Source organism: Streptomyces sp. NPDC033216 (assembly GCF_055577115.1).
In genome coordinates this window covers 12,937-37,140 of sequence record NZ_JBVIQK010000016.1, presented here as the reverse complement: position 1 = coordinate 37,140, position 24,204 = coordinate 12,937, and the positions used below count along the sequence as shown (strand labels likewise).

Genomic DNA, 24,204 nt, shown 5'->3' with positions numbered 1-24,204 from the left:
GCGCGTGGGGTAGGGTGCGTCGCATGTTCGCGCTTTCGATCCAGAACTGGTGGTGGACCGCTCGTCCGGCGGCCCACTGACTGCGCGTACGCAAGACTTCGCGAAGGCCGCCCGAGGGGGCGGCCTTCGGTGTTTGCGGGCCCGGCCGTCCCTCTCGACTCCCCCTACCGAGAAGGACACCGTCCCCATGCATCTGCTCGACCTCCTCGCCGATCCCCGCCCGTTCGCCCTGCTGCGCCGCCGCACGCCGGGTCGCGCCACCGAGGACGGTGCCACCGTGGAGCTGCTCCTCGGCCCGGTCTCCGTGCGCGAGCGGCTCGTCGACCTGCCCGACGAGGGCCTCGCGCTCGTGCCGTTCCGTCAGATCCGTGAGCGCGGCTTCGACGTCCGTGACGACGGCACGCCGCTGTCCGTCCTGATCCCCGAGGAGCGGTACGAGATCCCGCTGGCCGAGGCGCTGGACCAGCTCCCCGCGCACGAGGTGCGCGTCGAGGGCGGCGGCTTCGACGTCGGCGACGAGGCGTACGCGCAGATCGTCGCGCGGGTGCTCCGGGAGGAGATCGGCAGGGGCGAGGGAGCCAACTTCGTCATCCGGCGGACGTACGAGGGCGCGATCTCGGGGTTCGGACGGGCCGACGCCCTCGCGCTGTTCCGGCGACTGCTGGAGGGCGAGCGGGGCGCCTACTGGACGTTCGTCGTGCACACCGGGGACCGCACGCTGGTGGGTGCCAGCCCCGAGGTGCATGTGCGGATGTCGGGCGGCACGGTCGTGATGAACCCGATCAGCGGGACGTACCGCTACCCCGACGACGGGCCGACACCCGAGCACCTGCTGGACTTCCTCGCCGACGGCAAGGAGATCGAGGAGCTGTCGATGGTCGTCGACGAGGAACTCAAGATGATGTGCACCGTCGGCGACATGGGCGGCGTGGTGGTCGGGCCGCGGCTGAAGGAGATGGCCCATCTCGCGCACACCGAGTACGAGTTGCGCGGGAAGTCCTCGATGGACGTGCGTGACGTACTGAAGGAGACGATGTTCGCGGCGACCGTCACGGGTTCGCCGGTGCAGAACGCCTGCCGGGTCATCGAGCGGCACGAGGCCGGCGGGCGCGGCTACTACGGGGCCGCTCTGGCACTGATCGGGCGGGACTCCGGCGGGTCGCAGACCCTCGACTCCCCCATCCTCATCCGCACCGCCGACATCGACGCGGCCGGCCGGCTGCGGGTGCCGGTCGGGGCGACGCTGGTGCGCGGTTCGGACCCGGCGGGCGAGGTCGCGGAGACGCACGCGAAGGCGGCGGGCGTGCTGACGGCCCTCGGCGTACGGCCGGCCGGGCCGCGGGTCCGGGAGGCGCGGGCCCGGCTGGCCGACGATCCCCGGGTGCGGGCGGCGCTGGACGGGCGCCGGGCGTCTCTGGCGCCGTTCTGGCTGCGGATGCAGGAGCGGTCCCGGGAACTGACCGGGCACGCCCTGGTGGTCGACGGCGAGGACACCTTCACGGCGATGCTCGCGCATGTGCTGCGCTCGTGCGGGCTGGAGGTCACCGTCCGGCGCCACGACGAGCCGGGACTGCGGGCGGCGGTGCTCGCGCACGAGGGCCCCGTGGTGCTGGGTCCGGGACCTGGCGACCCGACCGACCTGGCCGCTCCGAAGATCCGGTTCCTGCGGGAGCTGACCGCGCGGGTCGTCCGGGACCACCGGCACGGGGTGCTGGGCGTGTGCCTGGGGCACGAGCTGATCGCGGCGGAGCTGGGGCTGGACATCGTACGGAAGGAGGTGCCGTACCAGGGGGCGCAGGCGCGGGTGGAGCTGTTCGGGCGGGAGGAGACCGTCGGCTTCTACAACAGTTTCGTGGCGCGGTGCGACGACGACACCCGGCGGGAGCTGACCGCGCACGGGGTGGAGGTGAGCCGGGCTCGGAACGGGGAGGTGCACGCGCTGCGCGGGACGGGCTTCGCCGGTGTGCAGTTCCATCCGGAGTCGGTGCTCACGCTGGACGGGACGGCGATCGTGCGGCAGCTGATGGGTCAGGTGCGGGGTACCAGCGCGTTCTCGGAGCGGTGGCCGGCGCTGTAGTCCGGGACGCCGCGCACCGTGGCCCGGGCGACCCGGCGGCCGAGGGCGTCCCGGTGCGGTACGCCCGGTGCGAGGCGCGGGGCGTTCGGGGGGGGTGACCGGGCGGACCAGGGTGTTCTCCGAGACGGCCGCAGGGCACGTGTCGAGGAAGGACGGGCCCGCCCCGGCCCGATGCCCGGCCCGCGGCCGTCGGGCGGGCCGGGCATCGGGCCACCCCGGCCCGCCCGACGGGTCACTCGTCGTCGAGGCCGCGCTCTATCGCGTACCGCACCAGCTCCACCCGATTGTGCAGCTGGAGCTTGCCGAGGGTGTTCTGCACGTGGTTCTGGACCGTGCGGTGCGAGATGACGAGCCGCTCGGCGATCTGCTTGTAGCTCAGCCCCTTGGCGACCAGGCGCAGCACCTCGGTCTCGCGGTCGGTGAGCCGGGGCGCGTCCGGTTCGTCGGCGCCGGACGCCGGGCCCGGGTCGGACGCCAGCCGCCGGTACTCGCCGAGCACCAGCCCGGCCAGGCCCGGTGTGAACACCGGGTCGCCGACCGCGGTGCGGCGCACCGCGTCCAGCAGTTCCTCCGTGGACGCCGACTTCAGCAGATAGCCGGTCGCACCGGACTTCACCGCCTCCAGTACGTCGGCGTGCTCGCCGCTCGCGGACAGCACCAGGACGCGCAGCGCCGGGTCGGCGGCGACGACCTCCTTGCAGACCTGGACGCCCGGCTTGGCCGGCAGGTTGAGATCCAGCACGAGGACGTCGGGCGAGGTGGCCCTGGCTCGGCGTACCGCCTGCTCGCCGTCGCCCGCCGTGGCGACCACGTCGAAGCCGGACTCGGCGAGGTCACGGGCGACGGCCTCCCGCCACATGGGGTGGTCGTCGACCACCATCACCTTGATCGGACCCTGTTCCTGGCTCATCGTGTCCCTGCCTTCCCCCGCTCGACATGCTGTCTGGGTACCGTCAGTTCGACCTCGGTGCCCTGCCCCGGCGTCGACACCAGCTCGGCCCCGCCACCGAGGTCACGCAGCCGGCCCCGGATCGACTGGGCGACCCCGAGCCGCCCCTCGCCCTCGGCCTGCGCCAGCCGGCCCTCCGCGATCCCCGGCCCGTCGTCCCGTACGGTCACGATCACCGCGTCGGGCTCGTCCTCCACCAGGATCCACGCCCGAGCCTGCTCACCCGCGTGCTTGCGTACGTTGTCCAGCGCCGCTCCGACGGCCGCGGCCAGTTCCCGGGCGGCATCCGGGGCCAGCAGCACCGGGGCACCGGGCTCGGCGAGGCTGACCCGGGCGGCGGCGAAGGGGGCGAGCAGCGCGCGCAGGTCGACCGGACCGTCCGCGTCGTCGCCTTCGTCCACCGCCACGACGACGGCTCCCTCGGCGGCGTCCCGCGACACCCGCGAGACCGGGACGAGGCCGCCGGAGACCAGCGTGCGCAGGGCGACCTCCTGTTCACCGGCCATCCGGCCCAGCTCGGCCGCCTCGCCGCCGATGACCGCGCCGCGCCGCTGCACCATGGCGAGCACCTGGAGCACGCTGTCGTGGATGTCGCGGGCGAGCCGCTCCCGCTCGCGGGTCGCGGCCTCGATCTCCAGGGCGCGGGCCAGGGTGCGCTCGGAGGCGCGGGCGACCTCGACGACGTAACCGATGGCGATGGAGGCGACCCAGACGAGGATCACGTTGTGGACGGTGTCGCGGGCCGGGTGACCCCGCTCGATCAGGTTGGCGACGGCGACGGGCGTGGAGGCGAACGCGGCCCAGCGCCAGCCGCCCTTGATGGCGAACGCCAGGACCGAGCCGGCCGTCCATATCGACGGCAGGGTGGGACCGCTCTCCTGGATGTGCTGGTCGTTCACGACGAGTGGCGTCAGCAGGATGCCGATGAGCGCGACGAGGAGGTCGGCGGTGAGGAAGCCCCTGGTGCACGCCGTCGCGTTCTGCACGCGGGGCAGGGTGGCGAGCGTCCAGCCGCACAGGACGGCGAAGTAGGCGACGGCGACGCCGGGCCGGTCGTAGTCGTGGTACGCGGTGACGAACAGGCCGACCGCGTACAGCATGGTCAGCACCCGGTAGGCGGTGAGCGCGCGCCACAGCGGCAGCTCGACCGACATCCTCATGACTCTCTCGCGCTTCGGCACTTCCCCCACCCCCCTGAGCCCGGACTGCCGTCTAGGGCTCGGTCCTCTCGGACCTCTCCTTCTTCGCCTGGTCCTTCTCGGCCTGCGCGAGGGCCGCCTTCGCGGCCTTCTCCGCTTCCTTGTCGGCCTTCGCCGCCTCCGCCATCCGCCGCTTGGCGGCCGTCGCGTAGATGTCGACGTACTCCTGGCCGGAGAGCTTCATGATCTCGTACATGACCTCGTCGGTCACCGCGCGGAGCACGAACCGGTCGTGTTCCATGCCGTGGTAGCGGCTGAAGTCCAGCGGCCTGCCGATGCGGATGCCGGGCCGCATGATCTTCGGCATCACCTGGCCGGGCGGCTGGATCTTCTCCGTGTCGATCATCGCGACCGGGATCACCGGGGCGCCGGTGGCGAGCGCCACGCGCGCGAGGCCACCCGGTTTGCCGCGGTAGAGCCGGCCGTCGGGCGAACGGGTGCCCTCCGGATAGATCCCGAACAGCTCACCGCGCTCCAGCACGTCCATGCCGCTCCTGATCGCCGCCTCACCCGCGCCGCGGGCGCCGGAACGATCCACCGGGAGCTGGCCGACGCCCTTGAAGAAGGCCGCCGTCAGCCGGCCCTTCACACCGGGCGTGGTGAAGTACTCGGCCTTCGCGATGAACGTGACCTTGCGGTCGAGGACCGCGGGAAGGAAGAACGAGTCCGAGAAGGAGAGGTGGTTGCTCGCCAGGATCGCGGGTCCCTCGGCGGGCACGTTCTCCAGGCCCTCCACCCAGGGCCTGAAGATCATCTTCAGCGGCCCCCCGACGGAAACCTTCATCGCGCCGTACAACAACCGAGTGCCTCCTGTAAGTGTCGCTCAGACCTTAACCCGGAGTGGTGGCCAAAGGTCCCGACGACCCTGGTCGGTGTCAGTGCGGTCGCGTACGGTGAACTGCACGCCCGTCCCACCGACAACGACGAACAGGAGACCGACGTGCCGGTCCTTCCTGGAGCCGAGCCGTACCGCCACGACGGCGGGGAGGTCGGGATCCTCCTCTGCCACGGCTTCACCGGTTCCCCGCAGTCTCTGCGCCCCTGGGCGCGGTATCTGGCCGGGCACGGCCTGACCGTCTCGCTGCCCCTGCTGCCGGGACACGGCACGCGCTGGGAGGACATGGCGGTCACCGGCTGGCAGGACTGGTACGCGGAGGTGGACCGCGGGCTGCGCGTGCTGCGGGGGCGCTGCGCGCGGGTGTTCGTGGCCGGACTCTCGATGGGCGGGGCCCTGGCGCTGCGGCTCGCCGCGCGGCACGACGCGGTCGAGGGCGTGGTGGTCGTCAACCCGGCGAACAAGGTGCACGGCCTGTCCGCCCGCACGCTTCCGGCGGCCCGTCATCTCGTGCGTACGACGAGGGGGATCGTCAGCGACATCGCCAAGGAGGGGGCCCTGGAAACCGGGTACGACCGGGTGCCGCTGCACGCGGCGCACTCCCTGCGGGCCTTCCTCCGACTGGTCGACGGAGAGCTGCCGCAGGTCACCCAGCCGCTGCTGCTCCTGCGCAGTGTCCAAGATCATGTGGTGCCGGCCGCCGACGCGGCCCGGATCCTGAGCCGTGTCTCGTCGACGGACGTGACCGAGATCCTGCTGGAACAGAGCTACCACGTGGCGACGTTGGACCACGACGCGGACCGGATCTTCGAGGAGACCCTCGCGTTCATCGGCCGGCTCGCACCCAGTGTCGGCAAGGAAGGGACGACCGCAGGTGGCTGAGCACGACTCCGACCGCGAGGACCGCGAGGACCGCGAGGACCGCGAGGACGGCCGCGACCACGAGCCGGAGCAGAGCGTGCCCTTCGACGAGGACGCCGCGTGGGCGGCGATCGTCGCGGGGTACGGCGACGAGCCGGTGGACCCGCCGGGCGCCAAGCCCTTCAAGTCGGTCGAGGACCTGGCGCTCCTGGAGGTGGAGACCAACGACGGAAGCCCGACGGCCGCCGCGCCGTCGGGTGCGGGCGCCGCGGACGAGCCCGGTGAGGAGAAGCAGCCGGCCCAGCCGCTGGGCAGCTCGGTCTCCTTCGCCCCCGGTGTCGGGCCGCGCGACTACTCGCCGGCGGAGCCCGCGGAGACGGATCTCGACGCGGAGGACGAAGGCCACTTCGTGCCGCCCGAGCCGCCGCCGCTGCCCGACGCCGACACCACGGCCAGGTTCGCCTGGCTCGGGGTGATCGGCGGTCCGATCCTGCTCCTGGTGGCGATCCTGCTCGGCTGGGACATGACCTGGTGGCTCACGACGGTCTGCGTCGGCGGTTTCCTCGGCGGTTTCGCCACCCTGGTGATGCGCATGCCCCCGGACGAGGAGGACGACGACGATCCGGGGCGGGGCGCGGTGGTCTGAGAGCCGGGCGGCACCATGCGCCCGGCACTCCGCGGGCGGCCTAGGACACCGGCCCACCCCGGGGGACGACCGCACGGGCAAGCGGCCCCGGCCGTCCTCAGGAGAGGCTCCCTCCATGCCCTTCGCACCGTTCGGCCGCGAAGGCCTCACCGATTCCGCGCGGCCTACCGGCTCCGCGGGACCGCGCCGGACTCCGCCCGGCGGTCGGGGCTCAGACCGCGGGCACCCGCAGAGCGGCCAGGACGGGCAAGTGGTCCGTCGCCGTTCTCAGGTCCGTGTCCGTGATGCCGGGGAGGCCGTGCGGTACCCCGCAGCCCAGGACCTCGACACCGTTCGTCGCGAGGACGGCGTCGATGCGGCGGTCCGGGCCGACGGGCGGGAAGGTCTTGTCACCGCCCCACGGTGTCGTCGTACGGCAGTCCTGGAGTGCGGCGGTCAGGCGGGTGAAAGCGCGTCCGCCGGGGCGCTCGTTGAGGTCGCCGCCCGCGACCGCGTGCGCCACGCCCAGCCCGGCGAGCCGGTCGAGGAGCATCCCGGCCTGTTCGTACCGCTCGGCCTCGTCCAGGCTGAGATGGCAGCTGAGGACGCCGAGGCGGGCACCCGCGAACCGGACGACCGCGGTGGCGAAGCCCCGTCGGTGGTGTCCGGGGATGAGGGGCAGGAGCACGTCCTCGGTGCGCTCGACGGTCGCCCGCAGCGAGCAGAGGACGGCAGGGCCCGCGGCCGTACCGCCGCCGGTGAGGACGACCTGACCGGACGCGGCCGCGAGCCGGGCGAGCTTCTTGCGCCACCGGAAGAAGCGGGGGGCCTCCTGGACCAGGACCAGGTCGGGGGCGCAGGCGGTGATCACTCGGGCGAGGGCGGCGGTGTCGTCGCGCATCGAGCGGATGTTGTAGCTCAGGACGCGGATCACGGCGGAACCGTCGGGTTCCGTACGGGGCTCGGGGAGCGGCCGGGCCGGCGGGAGCGGGAGCGGCCGGGCCGACGAGGGCGGGAGCGTCACCATACCGTCACGATACGGGCTGATCGTCCCGCGGGTGGGAGGATCCCTGGTGGCCGGACGCACGGTTCCCCGCGCCCCGGGAGGGGTGCGGGGAACGTCCCTGCGGCAGAGCGTCGGCACAAGCCGACCGTCACATGATCGGGTCGGGCTCGCGGGCCAGGTCGGCCGCGCCCACCATTCCCGCCTTGTTGCCCAGCCGAGCGGCGATCACGTCCGCCACCGGGCGCCAGTTGCCACCGACCAGCCACCGCTTGTACGACTTGCGGATCGGGTCGAGCACCAGGTCGCCCTCGTCGGAGAGGCCGCCGCCGACGATGAAGGCGGACGGGTCGAAGAGGGAGGCCAGGTCGGCGAGGCCGGCGCCGGCCCAGCGGGCCAGCTCGCGGTAGGAGTCGACGGCTACCGGGTCGCCCTGACGGGCGGCCATGGAGATGTGCTTGCCCTCGATGCCCTCCGGGGTGCCGTCGCCGAGGGTCAGCAGGACCTCGGCGCGCTCGGGGGTGGCGTTGGCGCGCTGCTTGGCGTAGCGCACGAGGGCACGGCCGGAGGCGTACTGCTCCCAGCAGCCCTGCGAGCCGCAGCCGCACAGCAGCCCGTCCGGGACCATGCGGATGTGGCCGAACTCGGCGGCCACCCCGAAGTGACCGCGGCGCAGCTTGTTGCCGATGATGATGCCGCCGCCGAGGCCGGTGCCGAGCGTGATGCAGATGACGTTGCGATGGCCCTTGCCGGCGCCGAACTTGTACTCGCCCCAGGCCGCGGCGTTGGCGTCGTTCTCCACGACGACCGGCAGGCCGACGCGGGCCTCGACCTTCTCCTTGAGCGGCTCGTTGCGCCAGTCGATGTTGGGCGCGAAGTAGACCGTCGAGCGCTGGCGGTTGACGTAACCGGCGGCACCGATGCCCACGCCGACGATCTGGTGACCGGCACGCGCCCCCTCCACCGCGGAGGCGATGGCGTCCACGATGCCCTCGGGCGTACCCGGGGTCGGCACCTTGAAGGTCGAGAGGATGCTGCCTTCCTCGTCGACCACGCCGGCCGCGATCTTCGTGCCGCCGATGTCGACGCCGATGGTGAGTCCCATGAATCCCTCAGTTTCGGTCGAGCCCCGCTACGGCCAACCGTACCCGAGGAGGGCGGCGCCACTACCGCGCGAGCGCCGCCCGGAGGCGCGGGAGGACCGTCAGTCGAGATCGATGCGCTGGCCGGGGCCGGTGCCCCCGTCGTCGTCGCGGGGATCAGCCGGGTCCTCGGTCGGATCGGCGGTGCGGGCGGTCCAGCGCCGCTCCTGCCGCTGGACCGCGGAACGGTAGGCGGCGAGCAGTTCGCCGCCCGCGGCGGCCAGATGGTCGAAGACGTCCGGATTGCGCTCGATGACCGGTTCCACGGCGGCCTTGGCCTGCTGGACGACCTGGCGCACCACCTGCTGTGCGGCGGGTCCGGCGACCGCGCCCAGCAGCGGGGACTGGAGGCCGGAGAGCCTGTCGGCGACCGTGTCGACGAGCCTGCGCAGTTCCTCGGCGGCCGATCCCTGGGGCGCCCCGCGCTCAGCGCGGCGGCGGGCCTTCTCCGCCGCCAGGTCCTCGGCGCAGGCGGTGGCCCAGGCGTCCGCGTCGGTGGCGCGAGGTACCTCGTCGACGGTCTGCTCACCGGTGTCCGACGGGGGAAGCTCTTCGCTCATGACGGGCTCCTGACTACGGTTCGTCCCTACGACGTTACCCGAACGGCGGAACGTCCTTCACCGGGTGCGCGGCCACAGCGCGGGATCCGGCGCGAACCGCACGCGCAGCTCGCCGTCGCGCAGGGCGGCACCCGCCACGGAGCAGCGGCGCAGGGCGGAGGGCAGCGGGACGATCCGGCGGAACGGTCCGGCGGTGACGACGAGTTCGTCGCCGCGGCGGACCAGGTCCAGCTCGTCGCGTATGGCGCCGGGCAGCGGGAGGTGCCACACCAGGACGCCGTCCGCGCCGATCCGGTCCTCGACGGGCCACTCGACCGGGGATGCCACCGGGTTGACGCCCGGCACGGCGAGCGCGGCGAGGTCGTCGGCGCCACGGGGGTCGCGGCCCAGGTGGGCGACGGTCCGCGCGTCGGTCCACTCCGCCAGGGTCTTCTGCTGCTGGGTGTGGAGCCCGGCCAGCCGGTCGCCGGGCTCCTCGGGCAGGACCCTGTTCGCGAGGAGGGACTCCACGGACAGGCCGCGCAGGGCCAGACCGAGGCGGGCGTCACGGACGGCGTCGGCCCCGGCCGGTCCCGGCTCGGCCACCAGCCGCACGGCGGTCCGGCGGTCGGCGAGGACCGCCTCCACGGCGGCCAGCTCCAGGTCCCAGCGGGCGGTCGTCTCGTACAGCCACTCCGCGGGCATGGGAACGCCGGCCAGGCGGCCGAGGACGGGGCGCAGGGCGCGGGCGGCCTGCCGCTCCGGGGGGAGCAGCCGCCGCAGGTAGCGCCGCAGTTCCTCCGGGAGGGCGAGCAGGGCGAGGGCCTGCGGGGCGGGCGGCAGGTCGACGACGAGGAGGTCGTGGCTCTCGGCGAGGGCGGCGTCGCGCAGGGCGCGCAGCAGGGTCAGCTCCTCCGCGCCGGGCAGCGGGGTGACCTCCTCCGGGTCGAGCCGCGAGGCGCCGAGCAGGTCCAGGACGGTCGAGGCGCGGTCCTGGAAGGCGGTGAGGTCGTCCCGGAAACCGGCGGTGGCGTCGGGGCGCCAGGCGGTGAGGTCGGAGCCCGCCTGCACCGGCACCGCACCCGTCGCCACGCCGAGGGCCGTGCCAAGGGTGTCGGTGCGGTCGGCGCTGAGCACGAGGGTCCTCACGCCCTCGCGGGCCGCCGCCAGTGCGGTGGCCGCGGCGACGGTCGTACGGCCGCTGCCGCCGGGGCCGGTGATCAGGAGGGTGCGCATGAGGGTGAACGGTAACGGAAGTCGGGCTTGTGCCCTGTTGACCGGTGCGCGTCGGCCGCGACCGGGCCGGAGGTGGTCGCGCGGCCCGGCGCTGCCGGCGGGGTACCTGCCCCCCTGTCGGCTTCGCTCGATCGGGGGTGCCAGCGCCCGCCCGTGCCACTCCGGGCGGCACGCGAGCCCGCGTCGCGGGGCGGCCCTACTCCCCCGACTCGACCCGCTTCTTCAGGCCCGCCAGCGCCCGGTCGATGATGACCTTCTCCGCCTTGCGCTTGATCATGCCCAGCATGGGGATCTTGACGTCGACCGTCAGCTGGTAGGTGACCTCGGTCGTCCCCGCCGCGGCGGTCTTCAGGAGGTACGAGCCGTCCAGCGAGCGCAGCATCTGGGACTTGACGAGCGTCCAGGAGACCTCGTTCTCACCGCTCCAGGTGTAGGCCAGCGTCTGGTCGTCCTTGATCGCACCCGCGTCCATGACCAGCCGTACCTGCTCGGCCCGCCCCGCGGCGTCGGTCGCGAGGACCTCCGCCTCCTTGACCTCGCCGGTCCAGTCCGGGTAGCGGGCGAAGTCGGCGATGACCGCCATGACGTCGGCCGGTGCCGCCTCGATCGTGATGCTCGAGCTGGTGTATTCCGCCATCGCGGTGGTTCCTCCAGATGCGGGCCGGTAGGGAGAGATCCCCCGTGCGCGAGCGTGCGCACGTGTGTGCAGCGTGAAGGCTACCGCGCGCCCGACCAGCCGCCTTCACCCCGTGGGCCCCGCGCCTCCGCGCCGTGCCGGCCTCACCACTGGAGCGCCCACGGCTTCCCGGTGCCGGCGAAGTGTCCGACGTTGACGCACTCGGTGGCCCCGATCCGCATGCGCCGTACCAGTGGCTGGTGGACATGGCCGAAGAGGGAGTAGCGGGGCCGGGTGCGGCGGATGGCGTCCAGCAGCGCCCGGCTGCCGCGTTCGAAGCGGCGCGCGACGGTGTCGTAGACGAGTTCCGGCACCTCGGGCGGGATGTGGGTGCACAGGACGTCGACCTCGCCGACGGCCTCGATCTTCGCGGCGTACTCCTCGTCGCTGATCTCGTAGGGAGTGCGCATCGGAGTGCGCAGGCCGCCGCCCACGAAGCCGAAGACCCAGCCGCCTATCTCCACGCGCTCCCCGTCGAGCACGGTGGTGCCCGGGCCGGCGTACTCCGGCCACAGTGTCGGCATGTCGACATTGCCGTAGGTGGCGTACGTCGGCGTCGGGAACGCGGCGAACATCTCGGCGTACTGCTTGCGCACCGCCTGCTCGATCACCGTCGCGCGGTCCCCGTCGACGCCGCCCCACAGCCGGGTGCCCAGTTCGCGGGCCTCGGCGAAACGGCGGGCCGTACGCAGTTCGACGATGTGATGCGCGTTCTCCACGCCGAACAGGTCGGGGAAGATGCCGCGGGAGTGGTCGGCGTAGTCGAGGAAGAGGACGAGGTCGCCCAGGCAGATCAGCGCGTCCGCGCCCTCGCCTGCCCGGGCCAGGTCGCGCGCGTTGCCGTGCACGTCACTGACCACGTGGATACGTGTGCTGTGGTTTCCGGACGGGGTGGAGGCCATGTCGATCAAGGGTAGGGGTGTGCGGCATACGTGAACAGTGGGGGCCGACCCTGCGGTTACTGGCCAGTCACTTAGGGGGTGGACTACCGTACGGACTGCAACACCCATCTGTGTGACGCAGCGAACATCTCGCCGGACCCCCCTGTCGAAGAAGCCATACCGGCGGGTAACGTCCGGGCAGTCCAGTCGTGCTCAGCATTTCAACCACCGGATGCGCGAGCACTTGCCCGAGCCTTGGACCGCACCGTCGCATCGCACAACGTCGTGGCGCCGGCGCCCTATGAGGAGCAGCAGTCTTGCGCGAGTTCAGCCTTCCGGCTTTGTACGAGGTCCCCACGGACGGCAATCTGACCGACATCGTCCGGAGAAACGCCGCGCAGCACCCCGACGTCGCCGTCATCGCCCGCAAGGTCGACGGCGTCTGGCAGGACGTCACGGCCACGGCCTTCCTGGCCGAGGTGCACGCGGCCGCCAAGGGGCTCATCGCCTCCGGTGTCCAGCCGGGCGACCGCGTCGGCCTGATGTCACGCACCCGCTACGAGTGGACGCTGCTCGACTTCGCGATCTGGTGCGCGGGCGCGGTCACCGTGCCGGTGTACGAGACCAGCTCGCCGGAGCAGGTGCAGTGGATCCTCTCCGACTCGGGCGCGACCGCCTGTGTCGTCGAGCTGGACGGCCACAGCGCCACCGTCGAGTCGGTGCGTGCCACCCTGCCGGCGCTGAAGCACGTCTGGCAGATCGAGGCAGGCGGCGTCGAGGAACTGCGGCGGCTCGGCACGGACGTCTCCGACGAGACCGTGGAGGAGCGCGGCTCGCTCGCCAAGGCCGACGACCCGGCGACCATCGTCTACACCTCCGGTACGACCGGCCGGCCCAAGGGCTGCGTGCTCACCCACCGCAGCTTCTTCGCCGAGTGCGGCAACGTGGTGGAGCGGCTGCGCCCCCTGTTCCGCACCGACGAGTGCAGCGTGCTGCTGTTCCTCCCGCTCGCGCACGTCTTCGGCCGCCTGGTGCAGATAGCGCCGATGATGGCGCCGATCAAGCTGGGCATGGTCCCGGACATCAAGAACCTCACCGACGAACTGGCGTCCTTCCGGCCGACGCTGATCCTCGGCGTGCCGCGCGTGTTCGAGAAGGTCTACAACGCCGCGCGGGCCAAGGCGCAGGCGGACGGCAAGGGCGCGATCTTCGACAAGGCGGCGGACGCCGCGATCGCGTACAGCAAGGCGCTGGACACCCCGGCGGGCCCGTCGATCGGCGTGAAGATCAAGCACAAGGTCTTCGACAAGCTGGTCTACGGCAAGCTGCGCGCGGTGCTCGGCGGCAGGGGCGAGTACGCCATCTCCGGCGGTGCCCCGCTGGGCGAGCGCCTCGGCCACTTCTTCCGCGGCATCGGGTTCACCGTGCTGGAGGGTTACGGTCTCACGGAGTCCTGTGCGGCGACCGCGTTCAACCCCTGGGACCGGCAGAAGATCGGTACGGTCGGCCAGCCGCTGCCGGGCTCGGTGGTGCGCATCGCGGACGACGGTGAGGTGCTGCTGCACGGCGAGCACCTGTTCAAGGAGTACTGGAACAACCCCGCCGCGACCGCGGAGGCGCTGGCCGACGGCTGGTTCCACACCGGCGACATCGGCACCCTCGACGAGGACGGCTACCTGCGGATCACCGGGCGCAAGAAGGAGATCATCGTCACCGCGGGGGGCAAGAACGTCGCCCCGGCCGTGATCGAGGACCGCATCCGGGCGCACGCGCTGGTCGCGGAGTGCATGGTGGTGGGCGACGGGCGGCCGTTCGTGGGCGCGCTGGTCACCATCGACGAGGAGTTCCTGGGTCGTTGGGCGGCCGACCACGGCAAGCCGGCTGGCTCCACCGCGGCGTCGCTGAGCGAGGACGCCGACCTGCTGTCCGAGATCCAGTCGGCGGTCGACGACGGCAACGCCGCGGTCTCGAAAGCGGAATCGGTGCGGAAGTTCCGCATTCTTCCCTCCCAGTTCACGGAGGACTCCGGCCACCTCACCCCGTCGCTGAAGCTCAAGCGCAACGTCGTGGCGAAGGACTACGCGGCCGAGATCGAGGCGATCTACGGGAAGTAGCCGTAGCCGCACGTCTCCTGACCGGTCGTCATGGCGCGGTGTCCTCGGCGAGGACCCGCGCCATGGTGCGTTCGGCGAGCGCCGTGATGGTGACGAAGGGGTTCACTCCGATCGAGCCGGGCACGAGCGAGCCGTCGGTGACGTACAGCCGCGAATAGCCCTTCACCCGGCCGTAGTCGTCGGTCGCCTTCCCCAGTACGCACCCGCCCAGCGGGTGGTAGGTGAAGTCGTCGGCGAAGACCTTGCCGGAGCCGCCGAACAGGTCGTAGCGGTAGATCGTGGCGTTCGCCGCGTTGATCCGGTCGAACAGCTTCTTCGCCATGCCGACGGACACGGCGCTCTGCGCGGCACTCCAGCCGAGCTTCACCGTCCCCGACGCCGAGTCGTAGGTGAACGCCGCCCGCTGCGGGTTCTTGGTGATCGCCAGATAGAGGCTGACCCAGTGCTCCAGGCCCGTCGGCAGCGGGGCGATCTCCGCGAAGACGGGGTTGGCGGTGTTCGCCCAGTCGTCGATGCCCATGACCGGCATGGTCGACTGATCGGCGCCGACGGTGTCCCACAGGTGGTTCGCCCGTCCGAGCATCACGTTGCCGTTGGTGCCCCACCCGGCTCCCACGCTGGCGTTCAGCGCGGGCAGCGTGCCCGTCTCGCGGGCCCGGACGAGGAGTTCACTGGTGCCGAGGCTGCCGCCGCCGAGGAACAGGTAGGTGCAGCCGTAGTGCGTGGTCCCGACGACGTTCCCGGTGGCGTCGATGCGGTCGGCGGTCAGGACGTAGGTGCCGTCGGCGGTCCGGCTGATCGCGCGGACCTTCTCCATGGTGTGGATGGTGACGTTGCCGGTGCCGAGCGCGGAGGCGAGGTAGGTCTTGTCGAGGCTGCGCTTGCCGTGGTTGTTGCCGTAGATGACCTCCCCGGCGAGCGCCGACTTCGTCGCCGTGCCGGCCGCCTCGCGCCGCATGTACCCGAAGTCGTAGACGCTGGGCACGAAGGTGGTCCTCAGGCCTGCGTTCTGCGCGTGCCTGCGGGAGACGCGGGTGAAGCGGTACCAGTCCGTCGCCTCGAACCATGCGGGGTCCACGGTGTTGACGCCGAGCATCGCACGGGCCCGCGGGAAGTACGTGTGGTACATCTCGGCGGCGTCGACGGTCGGAAACTGCTCGGCGAAGCAGGAGGGGAGCGGGGTGACCGCCATTCCGCCGTTGACGAGGGAGCCACCGCCGACCCCGCGGCCGACGAAGACCGACATGTCGGCGAAGTGCACGCGGTCCAGGACGCCGGGGTAGCGGCTGATGTCCCTGTTGACGACGTCCAGCCAGAGGAAGCTCGCCAGCGGGGCCTCGGTGCGGGTGCGGAACCACATGGAGCGCTGGTCGGGCGCGCTGGTGGAGCAGAACACCTTGCCGTCGGCGCCGGGGGTGTTCCAGAGGCGGCCCATCTCCAGGACGAGGGTGCGGATGCCGGCCTGACCGAGGCGGAGGGCGGCGACGGCGGCGCCGTAGCCGGAGCCGACGACGATCGCCGGGGCGTTGTCGACCGCGTCGGGTTCCGCGGCGGGCTCCGCCGCTCGGGCGGAGTCCAGGGTGATGCGCGTGAAGCCGAGGGTGGCGGCCGTCTGAAGGGCTGCCATGCCGAGGATTTGACGTCTCGTCAGATGACGATCTATCAGGTTGGAGGTCATGTGGGCAGCATGGGCGGATTATCGGGTTCCGCCTAGTGGCCGCGCAGCCTTCGGGGCGCCACCCGTGGTGTTTCGCCGCCCGATCGGGCGGGTGCGGGCCGGTCCACCCGGTGGTGCCTCATGCCCGATCGAGCGGGTGCGGGCCGTCGTGGCTGCTCGCGCTCACGCGGCGGAGCCGCACCTCGGCGCAGCCCCCGCGGCCCCTCGGGGGCTGTGCCGCCGGGCGTTCGCCCGCAGAGGCGTCCGCCTCAGAGCAGTTCCTTCAGACGCTCCGCGAGCAAGTCCCAGCGCCACCGTTCCTCCACCCACCGGCGGCCTCGTTCACCCATGCGCCGGCGCAGTTCGGGGTCGGCGAGGAGGGCGGTGACGCGGTCGGCGGTGTCCTCCGGCGAGGCGCCTCGCACCACCCAGCCGGTCTCGCCGTCGAGCACCGCGTCCGGGGCGCCCCCGGAGTCGCCGGCGACGACGGGGAGGCCGGTCGCGGAGGCCTCCAGGTAGACGATGCCGAGGCCCTCGACGTCGAGTCCGCCCCGGCGGGTGCGGCACGGCATGGCGAAGACGTCGCCGGCGCCGTAGTGGGCGGGCAGGTCCGACCAGGGGACGGCGCCGGTGAAGCGCACGGAGGCGGCGACTCCGGTCTCGTGGGCCAGGCGGCGCAGATCCTTCTCGTAGGGTCCGCCGCCGACGACGAGCAGCACGGTCTCCGGCTCGGCGGCGAGGATGCGGGGCATGGCCCTGATCAACGTGTCCTGGCCCTTGCGCGGCACGAGCCGCGAGACGCACACCACCACCGGGCGGTCCGTGAGCCCGAGACGGGCGCGGACCTCGTCGCCGCCGGAGCCGGGGTGGAAGGTCTTCTCGTCGACGCCCGGCGGCAGTCGCACCATGCGTGCGGCGGCCTCGGGGCTCAGCGCCGTGGCGATCCGCGAACGCGTGTACTCGCCGAGGTAGGTGATCGTGTCGGTCGACTCGCCGATCCGCCTCAGCAGTTGCCGGGCGGCGGGCAACTGGGCCCAGCCGGCCTCGTGGCCGTGGGTGGTGGCCACCAGCCGCCGGGCGCCGGCCTTGCGGAGCGCGGGAGCCATCAGCCCGAGCGGGGCGGCGGCCCCGAACCACACGGACGTGCACCCGTGCTCGCGCAGCAGCCCCACGGCCCGCCGGGTCGCGCCGGGCGTCGGCAGCAGCATGGTCGTCGAGTCCCGTACGACGGTGAAGGGCTGCTGGGCGTCGAAGGCGGCCGTGGCCTCGGCCCCCTCCCGGCCGCGCTTCCAGGTGGAGGCGTGGACGACGACGCGCTCGGGGTCCAGGCGCAGCGCCATGTTGTGGAGGAAGGCCTGGATGCCGCCGGGGCGCGGCGGGAAGTCGTTCGTCACGATCAGGGTCTTGTGCATCGCCGCCGACCTTATCCAAACCGCCCGCACCGCCACGCCCGGCCGTGCCGCACGGCCCGCGCACAGCCGGACAGGAGATCATACGGTCCACATACCCTGACCAAGAGGACGAACAGGGGCAAAGTGGAGTTCATGGACGACAGGCGCTCCCCGGCCGGCCTGACGGGTCTGCTGGGCACCTGGGGCGTGACCCGGCTCATGCTGCTGCTGTGCGTGTTCAAGGTGTACGAATTCCCCGGCCCGGACGTCACCACCGACGTGTCGGTGATCTACCGGGGCTGGTACGACGCGCTGAGCGCCGGGAGCTTCCCACGGGACGACGTCACCTGGCAGTACCCGCCCGCCGCCGCTCTCGCCGTCCTCGCCCCCGCGCTGCTGCCCTTCCTGGACTACGCGCCGGCCTTCTTCGTCCTGGCCTTCCTCGCCGACCTCGCCGTCCTCGTGCTGCTGCTCGGCGCGGGCCGCTCGTCACGCGGCGCCGGGGTCTGGGTGGCGGGCGTCCCGCTGCTCGGCCCGACGGTGTACGCCCGCTACGACCTGACGGTGACCGCGGCCGCGGTGGCCGCGCTGCTCGCGGGTGTCCGGCACCCCCGCATCATGGGGGCGCTGGTCGGCCTGGGGGCGCTGCTCAAGGTGTGGCCGGTGCTGCTGCTGGCCGGCGCCGTGCGGTGGCGGGCCTGGAGCACGGCGGCCGTCACCGTCGGCGCCCTGTCGGCCCTGTTCGCGCTGGCCGCGCCCGGCGCCTTCGCCTTCCTCTCCCACCAGCGGGACCGCGGAACCGAGGTGGAGTCGATGGGCGCCCTGGTCCTCCATGTGGCCCGGCACTTCGGTTGGAGCGGCGAGGTGCTGCTCCACTACGGCTCGGTGGAGTTCGTCGGCCCGCACGTGGGCGCGGTGAGTGACGCGGCCCTCGGCCTGACGGCGGCCGCGGTCGGCTGGCTGCTGCTGTGGCGGCTGCGCGCGAGGCGGTTCGCGCCGCACACCCTCGCGGACGCGGCCTTCACCGCCGTCCTGCTGTTCACCACCACCAGCCGCGTGATCAGCCCGCAGTACCTGGTGTGGCTGGTCGGTCTGGCCGCGGTCTGCCGGTGCTTCCGGGACAGCCGGATGGGGCCCCCGACCGCTCTGGTGCTGGCCGCGTCGCTGGTGACGGTGCTGGAGTTCCCGGTCTGGTTCGACCACGTCGTCGCGAGCGACGCCCTCGGACTGACCCTGCTGTTCCTGCGCAACGGCCTGCTGGTGGCGGCCGCCGTCACCGCGGCCGTGCGGCTGTGGCGCGCGACCGTGCCGCTCGGCGACCCGGGCCGCGTGGAGCCCGGTCAGGCCGCCGGCGCCAAGGGCACGCCGGTCTCCTCCTGACGCCGAGCCCGCCGCAGCAGCACGCCCACCGCCGCGCACTGCACGGCCATCGACAGTGCCGAAGCCAGGGAGACCCCCGCCAGGCCCAGCCCCGACAGGGCGTGGGCAAGGGGCAGTTGGACGACCGTGCCGAGCACGGTCACCCGCAGCAGCAGCGGCGCTCCGCCGCTGCCCTCGAACACCCCGCCGAGTGCGATGAACCCGGCCGTCAGCAGCAGATACGGGCCGATGCAGCGCAGGAACAGCACCCCCTCCCTCGCCACGGCGGGCCCGGCGCCGAAGGCGGCCATGATCCAGGGCGCCGTGGCGGCCAGCAGCAGGGCCGCCACCAGGCCGACGGTCCCGGAGACGAGCAGGGCCTGCCGTCCGATCGCCCACCGCTCCCCCCTTCGGCCCGCACCCAGGGTGTGCGCCGTGTGGATGGAGGCGGCCTGGCGTACCGCGTAGAAGGCCATCGTGGCGACGTACAGGACCTTGTAGACGATCGCGTACGCGGCCACGGCCGTCACCCCGAGCCGGGCGACGACGGCGACCAGCGCGAGGGCGCCGGCCTGGCGCACGGTGAAGTCGAGGGACATGGGCAGCCCGGTCGTCAGCGTCCGCCGCAGGGACGCACGGGTGGACGCGCCGGTGGAGGCGCCCGCCGGGGCCACGGCGGTGACCTTCGCGACCGGCTTCAGGAGGGTGTCGCGGCGCAGCGCCCTCAGGCCCAGGCCGAGGGCCACGCACCGGCACAGCACCGTCGAGGCGGCGGCGCCCCGGACGCCGTACCGGTGGATGAGGAGCGGGTCGAGGACGAGGATCAGCGCGTTGGCGAGCAGGGCGAGGCGCATCGGGGTCCTGGTGTCGCCGGCCCCCTTGAGAAGGCCGTCGACCAGGTTCTGCGCGAAGAAGACGGCCACGCCCGGCATGGAGATCGCCAAGTAGGCCACGGCGAGGCCGAGCGCGGGTCCGTCGTCGCCGCCGAGGACCAGCCGGGCCAGGGGTTCGCGCAGCAGGAAGCCCCCCACGGCGACGACGGGGGTGACCACCGCGCAGAGCGCCCAGCCGCCCCGTACGGCCGCGCGCACGGCCGCCGGATCGCGTGCGCCGCGGGCGTGCGAGACCAGCACGGTCGTCCCGGAGGCGAAGACCAGGGCGATGCCGAGCAGCACGTTCTCGGTGTTGGTGGCGACCGCGACGGCGGCGACCGCGGGTCCGCCGAGCCGGGAGACCCAGACGGTGTTGATCAGCCCGGCGGCCACGGAGGCGACAAGCGAGAAGTAGACCGGGCGGGCGAGCGTGACCAGGTGCTCGCGGTGGCTGCGCACGGTGGGTCTCCGTCCTGTCGGCCCCGAGGGCACGTGGGAGTGCCTACCTCGAATCGAGATAGCTCGATAAGAGGTAGCATGGGGTGCCGGTGACCGCAAGGAGGAGTCCGCCCCGATGCTGGAACTGTCGATCCTCGGCTTCCTCGCCGAGCAGCCGCTGCACGGGTACGAGCTGAAGGAGCGCATCAAGGCGCTCAGCGGCCATGTCCGCCCGGTCAGCGACGGCGCGCTCTACCCGGCCATCACCCGCCTGGTGGCGGCCGGCAAGCTCGACCAGCACACCGAGGAGGGTGCGAGCGCGGTCCCGCGCCGGATGCTGTCGCTGACCGAGTCCGGCCGCGCGGACCTGCTGGAACGGCTACGGCACCCCAGACAGACGGAGATCACCGACCAGGTCCGCTTCAACACCGTCCTGTCGTTCCTGCGCCACCTGCCCGACCCGCACGAGCAGGCGGCGGTGCTGCGCCGCCGACTGGACTTCCTCCTGACGCCGTCGAGCTTCTTCTACCGGGAGGGCGAACCCGTACGGGCCGAGGAGACCGAGGACCTGTTCCGGCAGGGCATCCTGCGGGTCGCGAGGGCCACCGGCGAGACCGAGCGTGCCTGGCTCGAAGAAGCCATCGCCGTACTGGACAAGCGGCGGGCGGAGACCGATCGGAGCAGTGCTCAGCCCAGTTCGTCGTGAAGGTACTGCCGCCAATCTGCGGCGAAGTCCTCCAGCGTCGTCCCCAGCACGCTCCCCATCGCCCCCTCGACCGCCCCCGGCCGCTCGCCGCGCTCCCCCACGGCCCGGTAGAAGGCGACGAGCCGCTCCTCGCCCCACCGCTCGGCGATCATCCGGCAGGCCGTCCAGCCGCCCTCGTACGCCCGCGCCAGCCGCGCCGCGTCCCCGGCGAAGCCGAAGTCGCCGTCGGGCGGCAGCTCGTCCGGCACCTGGCCCTCCCGGACGGCCTTGCGCAGCTCGGGGGCGGCCTCGTCCGGGGTGCGTCCGGTGCCGCGGTAGCCGACCCAGTCGGCATACCCCTCGGACAGCCACAGCGGCGTCGCCTCGTTGGTGTCGGCCCGGGTGGCGACGTGCGTGGTCTCGTGGGTGAGGACCACCTGCCGGCCCACCGGGCCGAGCATGGCGTAGGCGTCCGGGTTGACGATGACCCGGTCCGCCGGCGCGTCCGGCCCGCCGCCCGTCTCCCCCGTGGTGACCGCGGCGATCCCCCGGTACGAGGAGGCGGGCGAGCCGAGCAGCGCCGCCATGCCCTCCAGCGACTTCGGTACGAGGACGACGACCCGCCGGGCCCAGTCGGTGCCCCACGCCTGCGAGACCGCGGGGACGGCCCGGTCGGCGAGCCCGGCGAAGCTCCGCAGCAGCTCGCCGGAGTGGCCGACGCCGAGAACGAGACTGTGCGCGCCCCGGACGACGGTGACCGCGCCCTGGTCCCAGAGCTGCTGGCCGGCCTCGCGCGCGGGCTTCTCGGAGACCACGGCCCACCGCCCGGCCCCGTCCCGGGTCAGCCGCAGAGCGCGTGCCACCGTCACCGGAGCCCTGTCGTGGCCCTCGATGCGGTAGCTCAGCTCCGCGTCGGCCGCTGCCTCGTCGCCGCCGGGCCGCACGTCGGTGACCCGGTAGGACCAGGCGGCCAGCGGCACGGCCCGCAGCCGGGTGTATCCGGCGGGGTCCCCGGTGGTGGCGTAGGCGGCGGCGTCATGGGCGAGGACGGCGGCGGCCCGCCGGTCCAGCACCCGCTGCACCTCGGCCCTGGCGGTGTCCGTGGCGGGCCGCCCGCCGCAGCCCACGAGCAGGGCGAGCAGCAGCACCGCGAGCCCCACGACTCCGGATCCGCGCGCCCGCCTGCGACCAGCCATCCCCCCGATCGTACGGCGAGTCGCCCCGGGCGGAACCCGTCCGGCGTCCGCCGCACACCCCCGTCAGGGCCTTGTCACCGACGACACCGGCATCATCCCGACCGGGTCGTAACGCACGGGTGCGCCGGGGTAGGGGGCATGGATGACCTGGCCGTTGCCCGCGTACATGCCGACATGACTGGCGTCGGAGCGGTAGGTGACGATGTCGCCGGGCCGCGCCTGGGAGAGCGGGACCCGCCGCCCGGCGTGCGCCTGGGCCTGCGAGGTCCGCGGCAGGGAGATCCCGGCCTGCGCGTACGACCACTGCACCAGGCCCGAGCAGTCGAAGCCGGTGGGGCCGTTGGCGCCCCACACGTACGGCCTGCCGAGCGCGGAGCGGGCGGCGGCCAGGGCGGTGGCGGCACGGCCCGAGGCGACGGCGCCGCCGGGGGCGGGGAGGTCGGAGCGGCCGGACCGGGAGGCCCGGTCGTAGGCGGCACGCTCGGCGGACGGCAGGGAGTTCAGCAGTTGCCGGGCCCGGGCGAGCTTCCGCTCGACGGTCCGTTTGTGCTTCTCGGCGGCCACGCGACTCTTCTCCAGCTCCCCCAGCTTGCGGGTGGCCTCCGCGCGCTCCTGGGCGAGTTCGCGCAGGGCGTCCTGGAGGTCCTTCAGCTCACCGGCCTGGTGGGTGGTGATGCGGTCGAGGACGGAGGCCTTGTCGAGGTAGTCGGCCGGGTCGTCGGAGAACAGGAGCGCCAGGGACGGGTCGAGGCCACCGGAGCGGTACTGGGCGCCGGCCAGGGCGCCGAGCTGCTCACGCAGCCCGTTGACGCGCTCCTGCTTGCGGGCGATCCGGTCCTGGGAGTCGCCGACCTGCCGGCGCAGGACACCGGCCCGCTCCCCGGCCTCGTTGAAGGCCTCGGTGGCCTTCTCGGCGGCCTCGTAGAGCCGGTCCACCTCGGTCCGGGCGTCCTCGTGCGGGGCGGCCGTGGCCGGCACGGTGGTGGAGACGGCGCCGAGGGCGGCTGCGGCGGCGGACAGGACGCACAGGGCGCCCCTGTCGAACCCGGACGGTGCAAGGCGGCGATGGGACCCCACGGGAAGCCGCGCTCCTTCCACTGGCGGACAGAGACCGTCCCCGGCACGAGTACCGGGGAAACGCGGCAGACAGTAGCCCCGTGACGGGGGGCCCACCAAAGAACCTCTGCGGCCACACAACGTGACACCCCGCCTCTGACGCAGGTCATGGGCGGGGTGTGGGGTCAGTTCGCGTCGCGGTGATTCGCCCGTTCGGGCGTCACTGTGTCGCGATCCCGGATGCTCAGATCCGGACGCCGAACTGGAACGGCATGTTGTTGATGGACTCGTAGCGCACGACCGTGCCGGTGCGCGGGGCGTGCAGCACCTGGCCGTTGCCCGCGTAGAAGCCGACGTGGTGCTGGTCGCCGTAGAAGATGACCAGGTCGCCGACCTTGAGGTCGGACTGGGAGTAGATGCGCGTGCCGGCGTTGGCCTGGGCCTGCGAGGTGCGCGGGATACCGACGCCGGCCTGGGCGTACGCCCAGGAGGTCAGGCCGGAGCAGTCGAAGGAGGACGGGCCGGTGGCGCCGTAGACGTAGGGCGAACCGATCTTGCTCTGGGCGGCCTGGAAGGCGGCCATGGCGCGGCCGGAGGCGGGGCCGGTGTTGCCGAGGTCGACCCGCTCGCCGGCGTCGCGGCTGGCGCGGGCGTCGTCGGCGGCCAGGTCGGCCTTCTCCTTGGCCGTGAGCGTGTTGAGGAGCTTCTGCGCCTCGGCGAGCTTGCCCTGGACTTCCTTCTTCTTCTTGCCCAGTTCGGTGCGGGTGGAGGCGAGGTCCTTGAGCTTGTCGGAGGCCTCCGCGCGATCCTGGGCCAGCTCGCGCTGCTTCTCCTGGATCTTCCTCAGCGACTCGACCTGCTGGGCGCTCAACTGGTCGGCGGTGGACGCCTTGTCGAGGTAGTCGTCCGGGTCCGAGGACAGGAACAACTGGAGGGAGGAGTCGATGCTGCCGGAGCGGTACTGGGCCGCCGCCGCCAGGCCTATGGACTCACGCAGCTCGTTCAGCTCGTCCTGGCCGCGGGCGACGTTGTCCTGGATCGTGGAGATCTCCTTCTGGAGCTTCTCCTGCTTCTCCTTGGCCCCGTTGTACTTCTCGGTGGCCTGCTCCGCGTCTTCGTAGAGCTTGTCGACCTTGGACTTGACCTCGTCCTTGCTGGGCTTCTCGCTCGGAGCGGCGTTGGCGGCCTGCGAGCTCAGGGCGACAGCGGCGGCGGCCGCGGTGGTCAGCACGGTCACGCGCGTGCGACTCGGCTGCTTGGGTCGACGGTGGGACGCCACGGAGAGCGAGCTCCTTCTTGTGAGTGATCACTCGTGCGGAGGTTCGAAGGCAGACCCTAGTGACCTTCTTGTGATCACTTCAAATCCTGGAGCCGAAAAAGTCGGTGACGCACTGCATTTATTACACACAACCC

At 72.7% G+C, this 24,204-nt stretch carries 22 protein-coding genes; 7 read left to right on the top strand and 15 right to left on the bottom strand.

Features of this window, described 5'->3' with window-relative positions; translation table 11 throughout:
• Positions 1 to 23: 23 nt before the first annotated feature.
• The gene (locus ACZ5Y0_RS25720) at positions 24 to 80 is read left to right on the top strand and encodes a trp operon leader peptide (RefSeq protein WP_467517322.1); all 57 of its coding nucleotides are present in this window, start codon (positions 24 to 26) and stop codon (positions 78 to 80) included.
• Between the two features lie 107 nt (positions 81 to 187).
• Positions 188 to 2,077 (top strand): anthranilate synthase family protein, encoded by a 1,890-nt coding sequence (locus tag ACZ5Y0_RS25715; RefSeq protein WP_469131040.1) that lies wholly within the window; start codon positions 188 to 190, stop codon positions 2,075 to 2,077.
• Positions 2,078 to 2,309: 232 nt separating this feature from the next.
• On the opposite strand, the gene ACZ5Y0_RS25710 is transcribed toward ACZ5Y0_RS25715, so the two are convergent.
• From ACZ5Y0_RS25710 to ACZ5Y0_RS25700, 3 genes are read right to left on the bottom strand one after another with little or no spacing between them, the layout of a single operon-like run.
• Positions 2,310 to 2,987 carry a response regulator gene (locus ACZ5Y0_RS25710; protein ID WP_469131039.1) on the bottom strand — a complete coding sequence of 226 codons (678 nt, stop codon included), beginning with the start codon at positions 2,985 to 2,987 and terminating at the stop codon, positions 2,310 to 2,312.
• On the bottom strand, positions 2,984 to 4,207 hold the full coding sequence (gene macS / locus ACZ5Y0_RS25705; RefSeq protein WP_469131038.1) for a MacS family sensor histidine kinase: 1,224 nt from the start codon (positions 4,205 to 4,207) through the stop codon (positions 2,984 to 2,986). Before macS ends, ACZ5Y0_RS25710 begins: the two co-directional genes overlap by 4 nt.
• Positions 4,208 to 4,238: 31 nt before the next feature.
• The gene (locus ACZ5Y0_RS25700) at positions 4,239 to 5,009 is read right to left on the bottom strand and encodes a lysophospholipid acyltransferase family protein (protein WP_469131037.1); all 771 of its coding nucleotides are present in this window, start codon (positions 5,007 to 5,009) and stop codon (positions 4,239 to 4,241) included.
• 156 nt (positions 5,010 to 5,165) lie between these two features.
• Between ACZ5Y0_RS25700 and ACZ5Y0_RS25695 the strand changes: the two genes are divergently transcribed.
• Together ACZ5Y0_RS25695 and ACZ5Y0_RS25690 are read left to right on the top strand one after the other, a co-directional pair.
• Positions 5,166 to 5,942: an alpha/beta hydrolase gene (locus ACZ5Y0_RS25695; RefSeq protein WP_469131036.1), complete on the top strand. Its 777-nt coding sequence runs from the start codon at positions 5,166 to 5,168 to the stop codon at positions 5,940 to 5,942.
• Positions 5,935 to 6,567: a hypothetical protein gene (locus ACZ5Y0_RS25690; protein WP_469131035.1), complete on the top strand. Its 633-nt coding sequence runs from the start codon at positions 5,935 to 5,937 to the stop codon at positions 6,565 to 6,567. Before ACZ5Y0_RS25695 ends, ACZ5Y0_RS25690 begins: the two co-directional genes overlap by 8 nt.
• A gap of 211 nt (positions 6,568 to 6,778) precedes the next feature.
• Here the strand turns inward: ACZ5Y0_RS25690 and ACZ5Y0_RS25685 are convergent, their stop codons facing one another.
• The 6 genes from ACZ5Y0_RS25685 to ACZ5Y0_RS25660 form a co-directional block, all read right to left on the bottom strand.
• Positions 6,779 to 7,573, bottom strand: a complete 795-nt coding sequence (locus tag ACZ5Y0_RS25685) for an endonuclease/exonuclease/phosphatase family protein (protein WP_469131034.1) — start codon at positions 7,571 to 7,573, stop codon at positions 6,779 to 6,781.
• A 127-nt stretch (positions 7,574 to 7,700) separates the two neighbouring features.
• Complete coding sequence (locus ACZ5Y0_RS25680) at positions 7,701 to 8,654, bottom strand: ROK family glucokinase (RefSeq protein ID WP_469131033.1); 954 nt, start codon at positions 8,652 to 8,654, stop codon at positions 7,701 to 7,703.
• 99 nt (positions 8,655 to 8,753) lie between these two features.
• Positions 8,754 to 9,251 carry a DUF5304 domain-containing protein gene (locus tag ACZ5Y0_RS25675; RefSeq protein WP_469131032.1) on the bottom strand — a complete coding sequence of 166 codons (498 nt, stop codon included), beginning with the start codon at positions 9,249 to 9,251 and terminating at the stop codon, positions 8,754 to 8,756.
• A 57-nt stretch (positions 9,252 to 9,308) separates the two neighbouring features.
• Positions 9,309 to 10,466, bottom strand: coding sequence for an ArsA family ATPase (locus ACZ5Y0_RS25670; RefSeq protein ID WP_469131031.1), 1,158 nt, complete (start codon positions 10,464 to 10,466; stop codon positions 9,309 to 9,311).
• Between the two features lie 196 nt (positions 10,467 to 10,662).
• A complete protein-coding gene (locus ACZ5Y0_RS25665) occupies positions 10,663 to 11,103 on the bottom strand; it encodes an SRPBCC family protein (protein ID WP_469131030.1) in 441 nt (146 codons plus the stop codon).
• 143 nt (positions 11,104 to 11,246) lie between these two features.
• Positions 11,247 to 12,002, bottom strand: a complete 756-nt coding sequence (locus ACZ5Y0_RS25660; protein ID WP_469131150.1) for a metallophosphoesterase family protein — start codon at positions 12,000 to 12,002, stop codon at positions 11,247 to 11,249.
• Between the two features lie 338 nt (positions 12,003 to 12,340).
• On the opposite strand from ACZ5Y0_RS25660, the gene ACZ5Y0_RS25655 reads away from it, so the two are divergent.
• Positions 12,341 to 14,137 (top strand): AMP-dependent synthetase/ligase, encoded by a 1,797-nt coding sequence (locus ACZ5Y0_RS25655; RefSeq protein ID WP_469131029.1) that lies wholly within the window; start codon positions 12,341 to 12,343, stop codon positions 14,135 to 14,137.
• A gap of 28 nt (positions 14,138 to 14,165) precedes the next feature.
• On the opposite strand, the gene ACZ5Y0_RS25650 is transcribed toward ACZ5Y0_RS25655, so the two are convergent.
• Together ACZ5Y0_RS25650 and ACZ5Y0_RS25645 are read right to left on the bottom strand one after the other, a co-directional pair.
• Positions 14,166 to 15,815, bottom strand: coding sequence for a GMC oxidoreductase (locus ACZ5Y0_RS25650; protein ID WP_469131028.1), 1,650 nt, complete (start codon positions 15,813 to 15,815; stop codon positions 14,166 to 14,168).
• A gap of 248 nt (positions 15,816 to 16,063) precedes the next feature.
• Complete coding sequence (locus tag ACZ5Y0_RS25645) at positions 16,064 to 17,206, bottom strand: glycosyltransferase family 4 protein (protein ID WP_469131027.1); 1,143 nt, start codon at positions 17,204 to 17,206, stop codon at positions 16,064 to 16,066.
• 132 nt (positions 17,207 to 17,338) lie between these two features.
• Here ACZ5Y0_RS25645 and ACZ5Y0_RS25640 point away from each other — a divergent pair, with 132 nt between their 5' ends.
• Positions 17,339 to 18,565 carry a glycosyltransferase 87 family protein gene (locus ACZ5Y0_RS25640; RefSeq protein ID WP_469131026.1) on the top strand — a complete coding sequence of 409 codons (1,227 nt, stop codon included), beginning with the start codon at positions 17,339 to 17,341 and terminating at the stop codon, positions 18,563 to 18,565.
• On the opposite strand, the gene ACZ5Y0_RS25635 is transcribed toward ACZ5Y0_RS25640, so the two are convergent.
• Positions 18,526 to 19,875, bottom strand: a complete 1,350-nt coding sequence (locus ACZ5Y0_RS25635) for an MATE family efflux transporter (protein ID WP_469131025.1) — start codon at positions 19,873 to 19,875, stop codon at positions 18,526 to 18,528. The two genes, ACZ5Y0_RS25640 and ACZ5Y0_RS25635, sit on opposite strands and share 40 nt — an antisense overlap.
• Before the next feature lie 115 nt (positions 19,876 to 19,990).
• Between ACZ5Y0_RS25635 and ACZ5Y0_RS25630 the strand changes: the two genes are divergently transcribed.
• Entirely contained in the window at positions 19,991 to 20,560 is a 570-nt protein-coding gene (locus tag ACZ5Y0_RS25630) for a PadR family transcriptional regulator (protein ID WP_467517288.1), read from the top strand.
• Here the strand turns inward: ACZ5Y0_RS25630 and ACZ5Y0_RS25625 are convergent.
• From ACZ5Y0_RS25625 to ACZ5Y0_RS25615, 3 genes are all read right to left on the bottom strand, one after another.
• Positions 20,542 to 21,735 carry a hypothetical protein gene (locus ACZ5Y0_RS25625; protein ID WP_469131024.1) on the bottom strand — a complete coding sequence of 398 codons (1,194 nt, stop codon included), beginning with the start codon at positions 21,733 to 21,735 and terminating at the stop codon, positions 20,542 to 20,544. The two genes, ACZ5Y0_RS25630 and ACZ5Y0_RS25625, sit on opposite strands and share 19 nt — an antisense overlap.
• Positions 21,736 to 21,798: 63 nt before the next feature.
• Positions 21,799 to 22,812, bottom strand: coding sequence for a C40 family peptidase (locus ACZ5Y0_RS25620; RefSeq protein WP_469131023.1), 1,014 nt, complete (start codon positions 22,810 to 22,812; stop codon positions 21,799 to 21,801).
• Positions 22,813 to 23,035: 223 nt separating this feature from the next.
• Positions 23,036 to 24,070 carry a C40 family peptidase gene (locus ACZ5Y0_RS25615; protein ID WP_469131022.1) on the bottom strand — a complete coding sequence of 345 codons (1,035 nt, stop codon included), beginning with the start codon at positions 24,068 to 24,070 and terminating at the stop codon, positions 23,036 to 23,038.
• Positions 24,071 to 24,204: the final 134 nt, after the last annotated feature.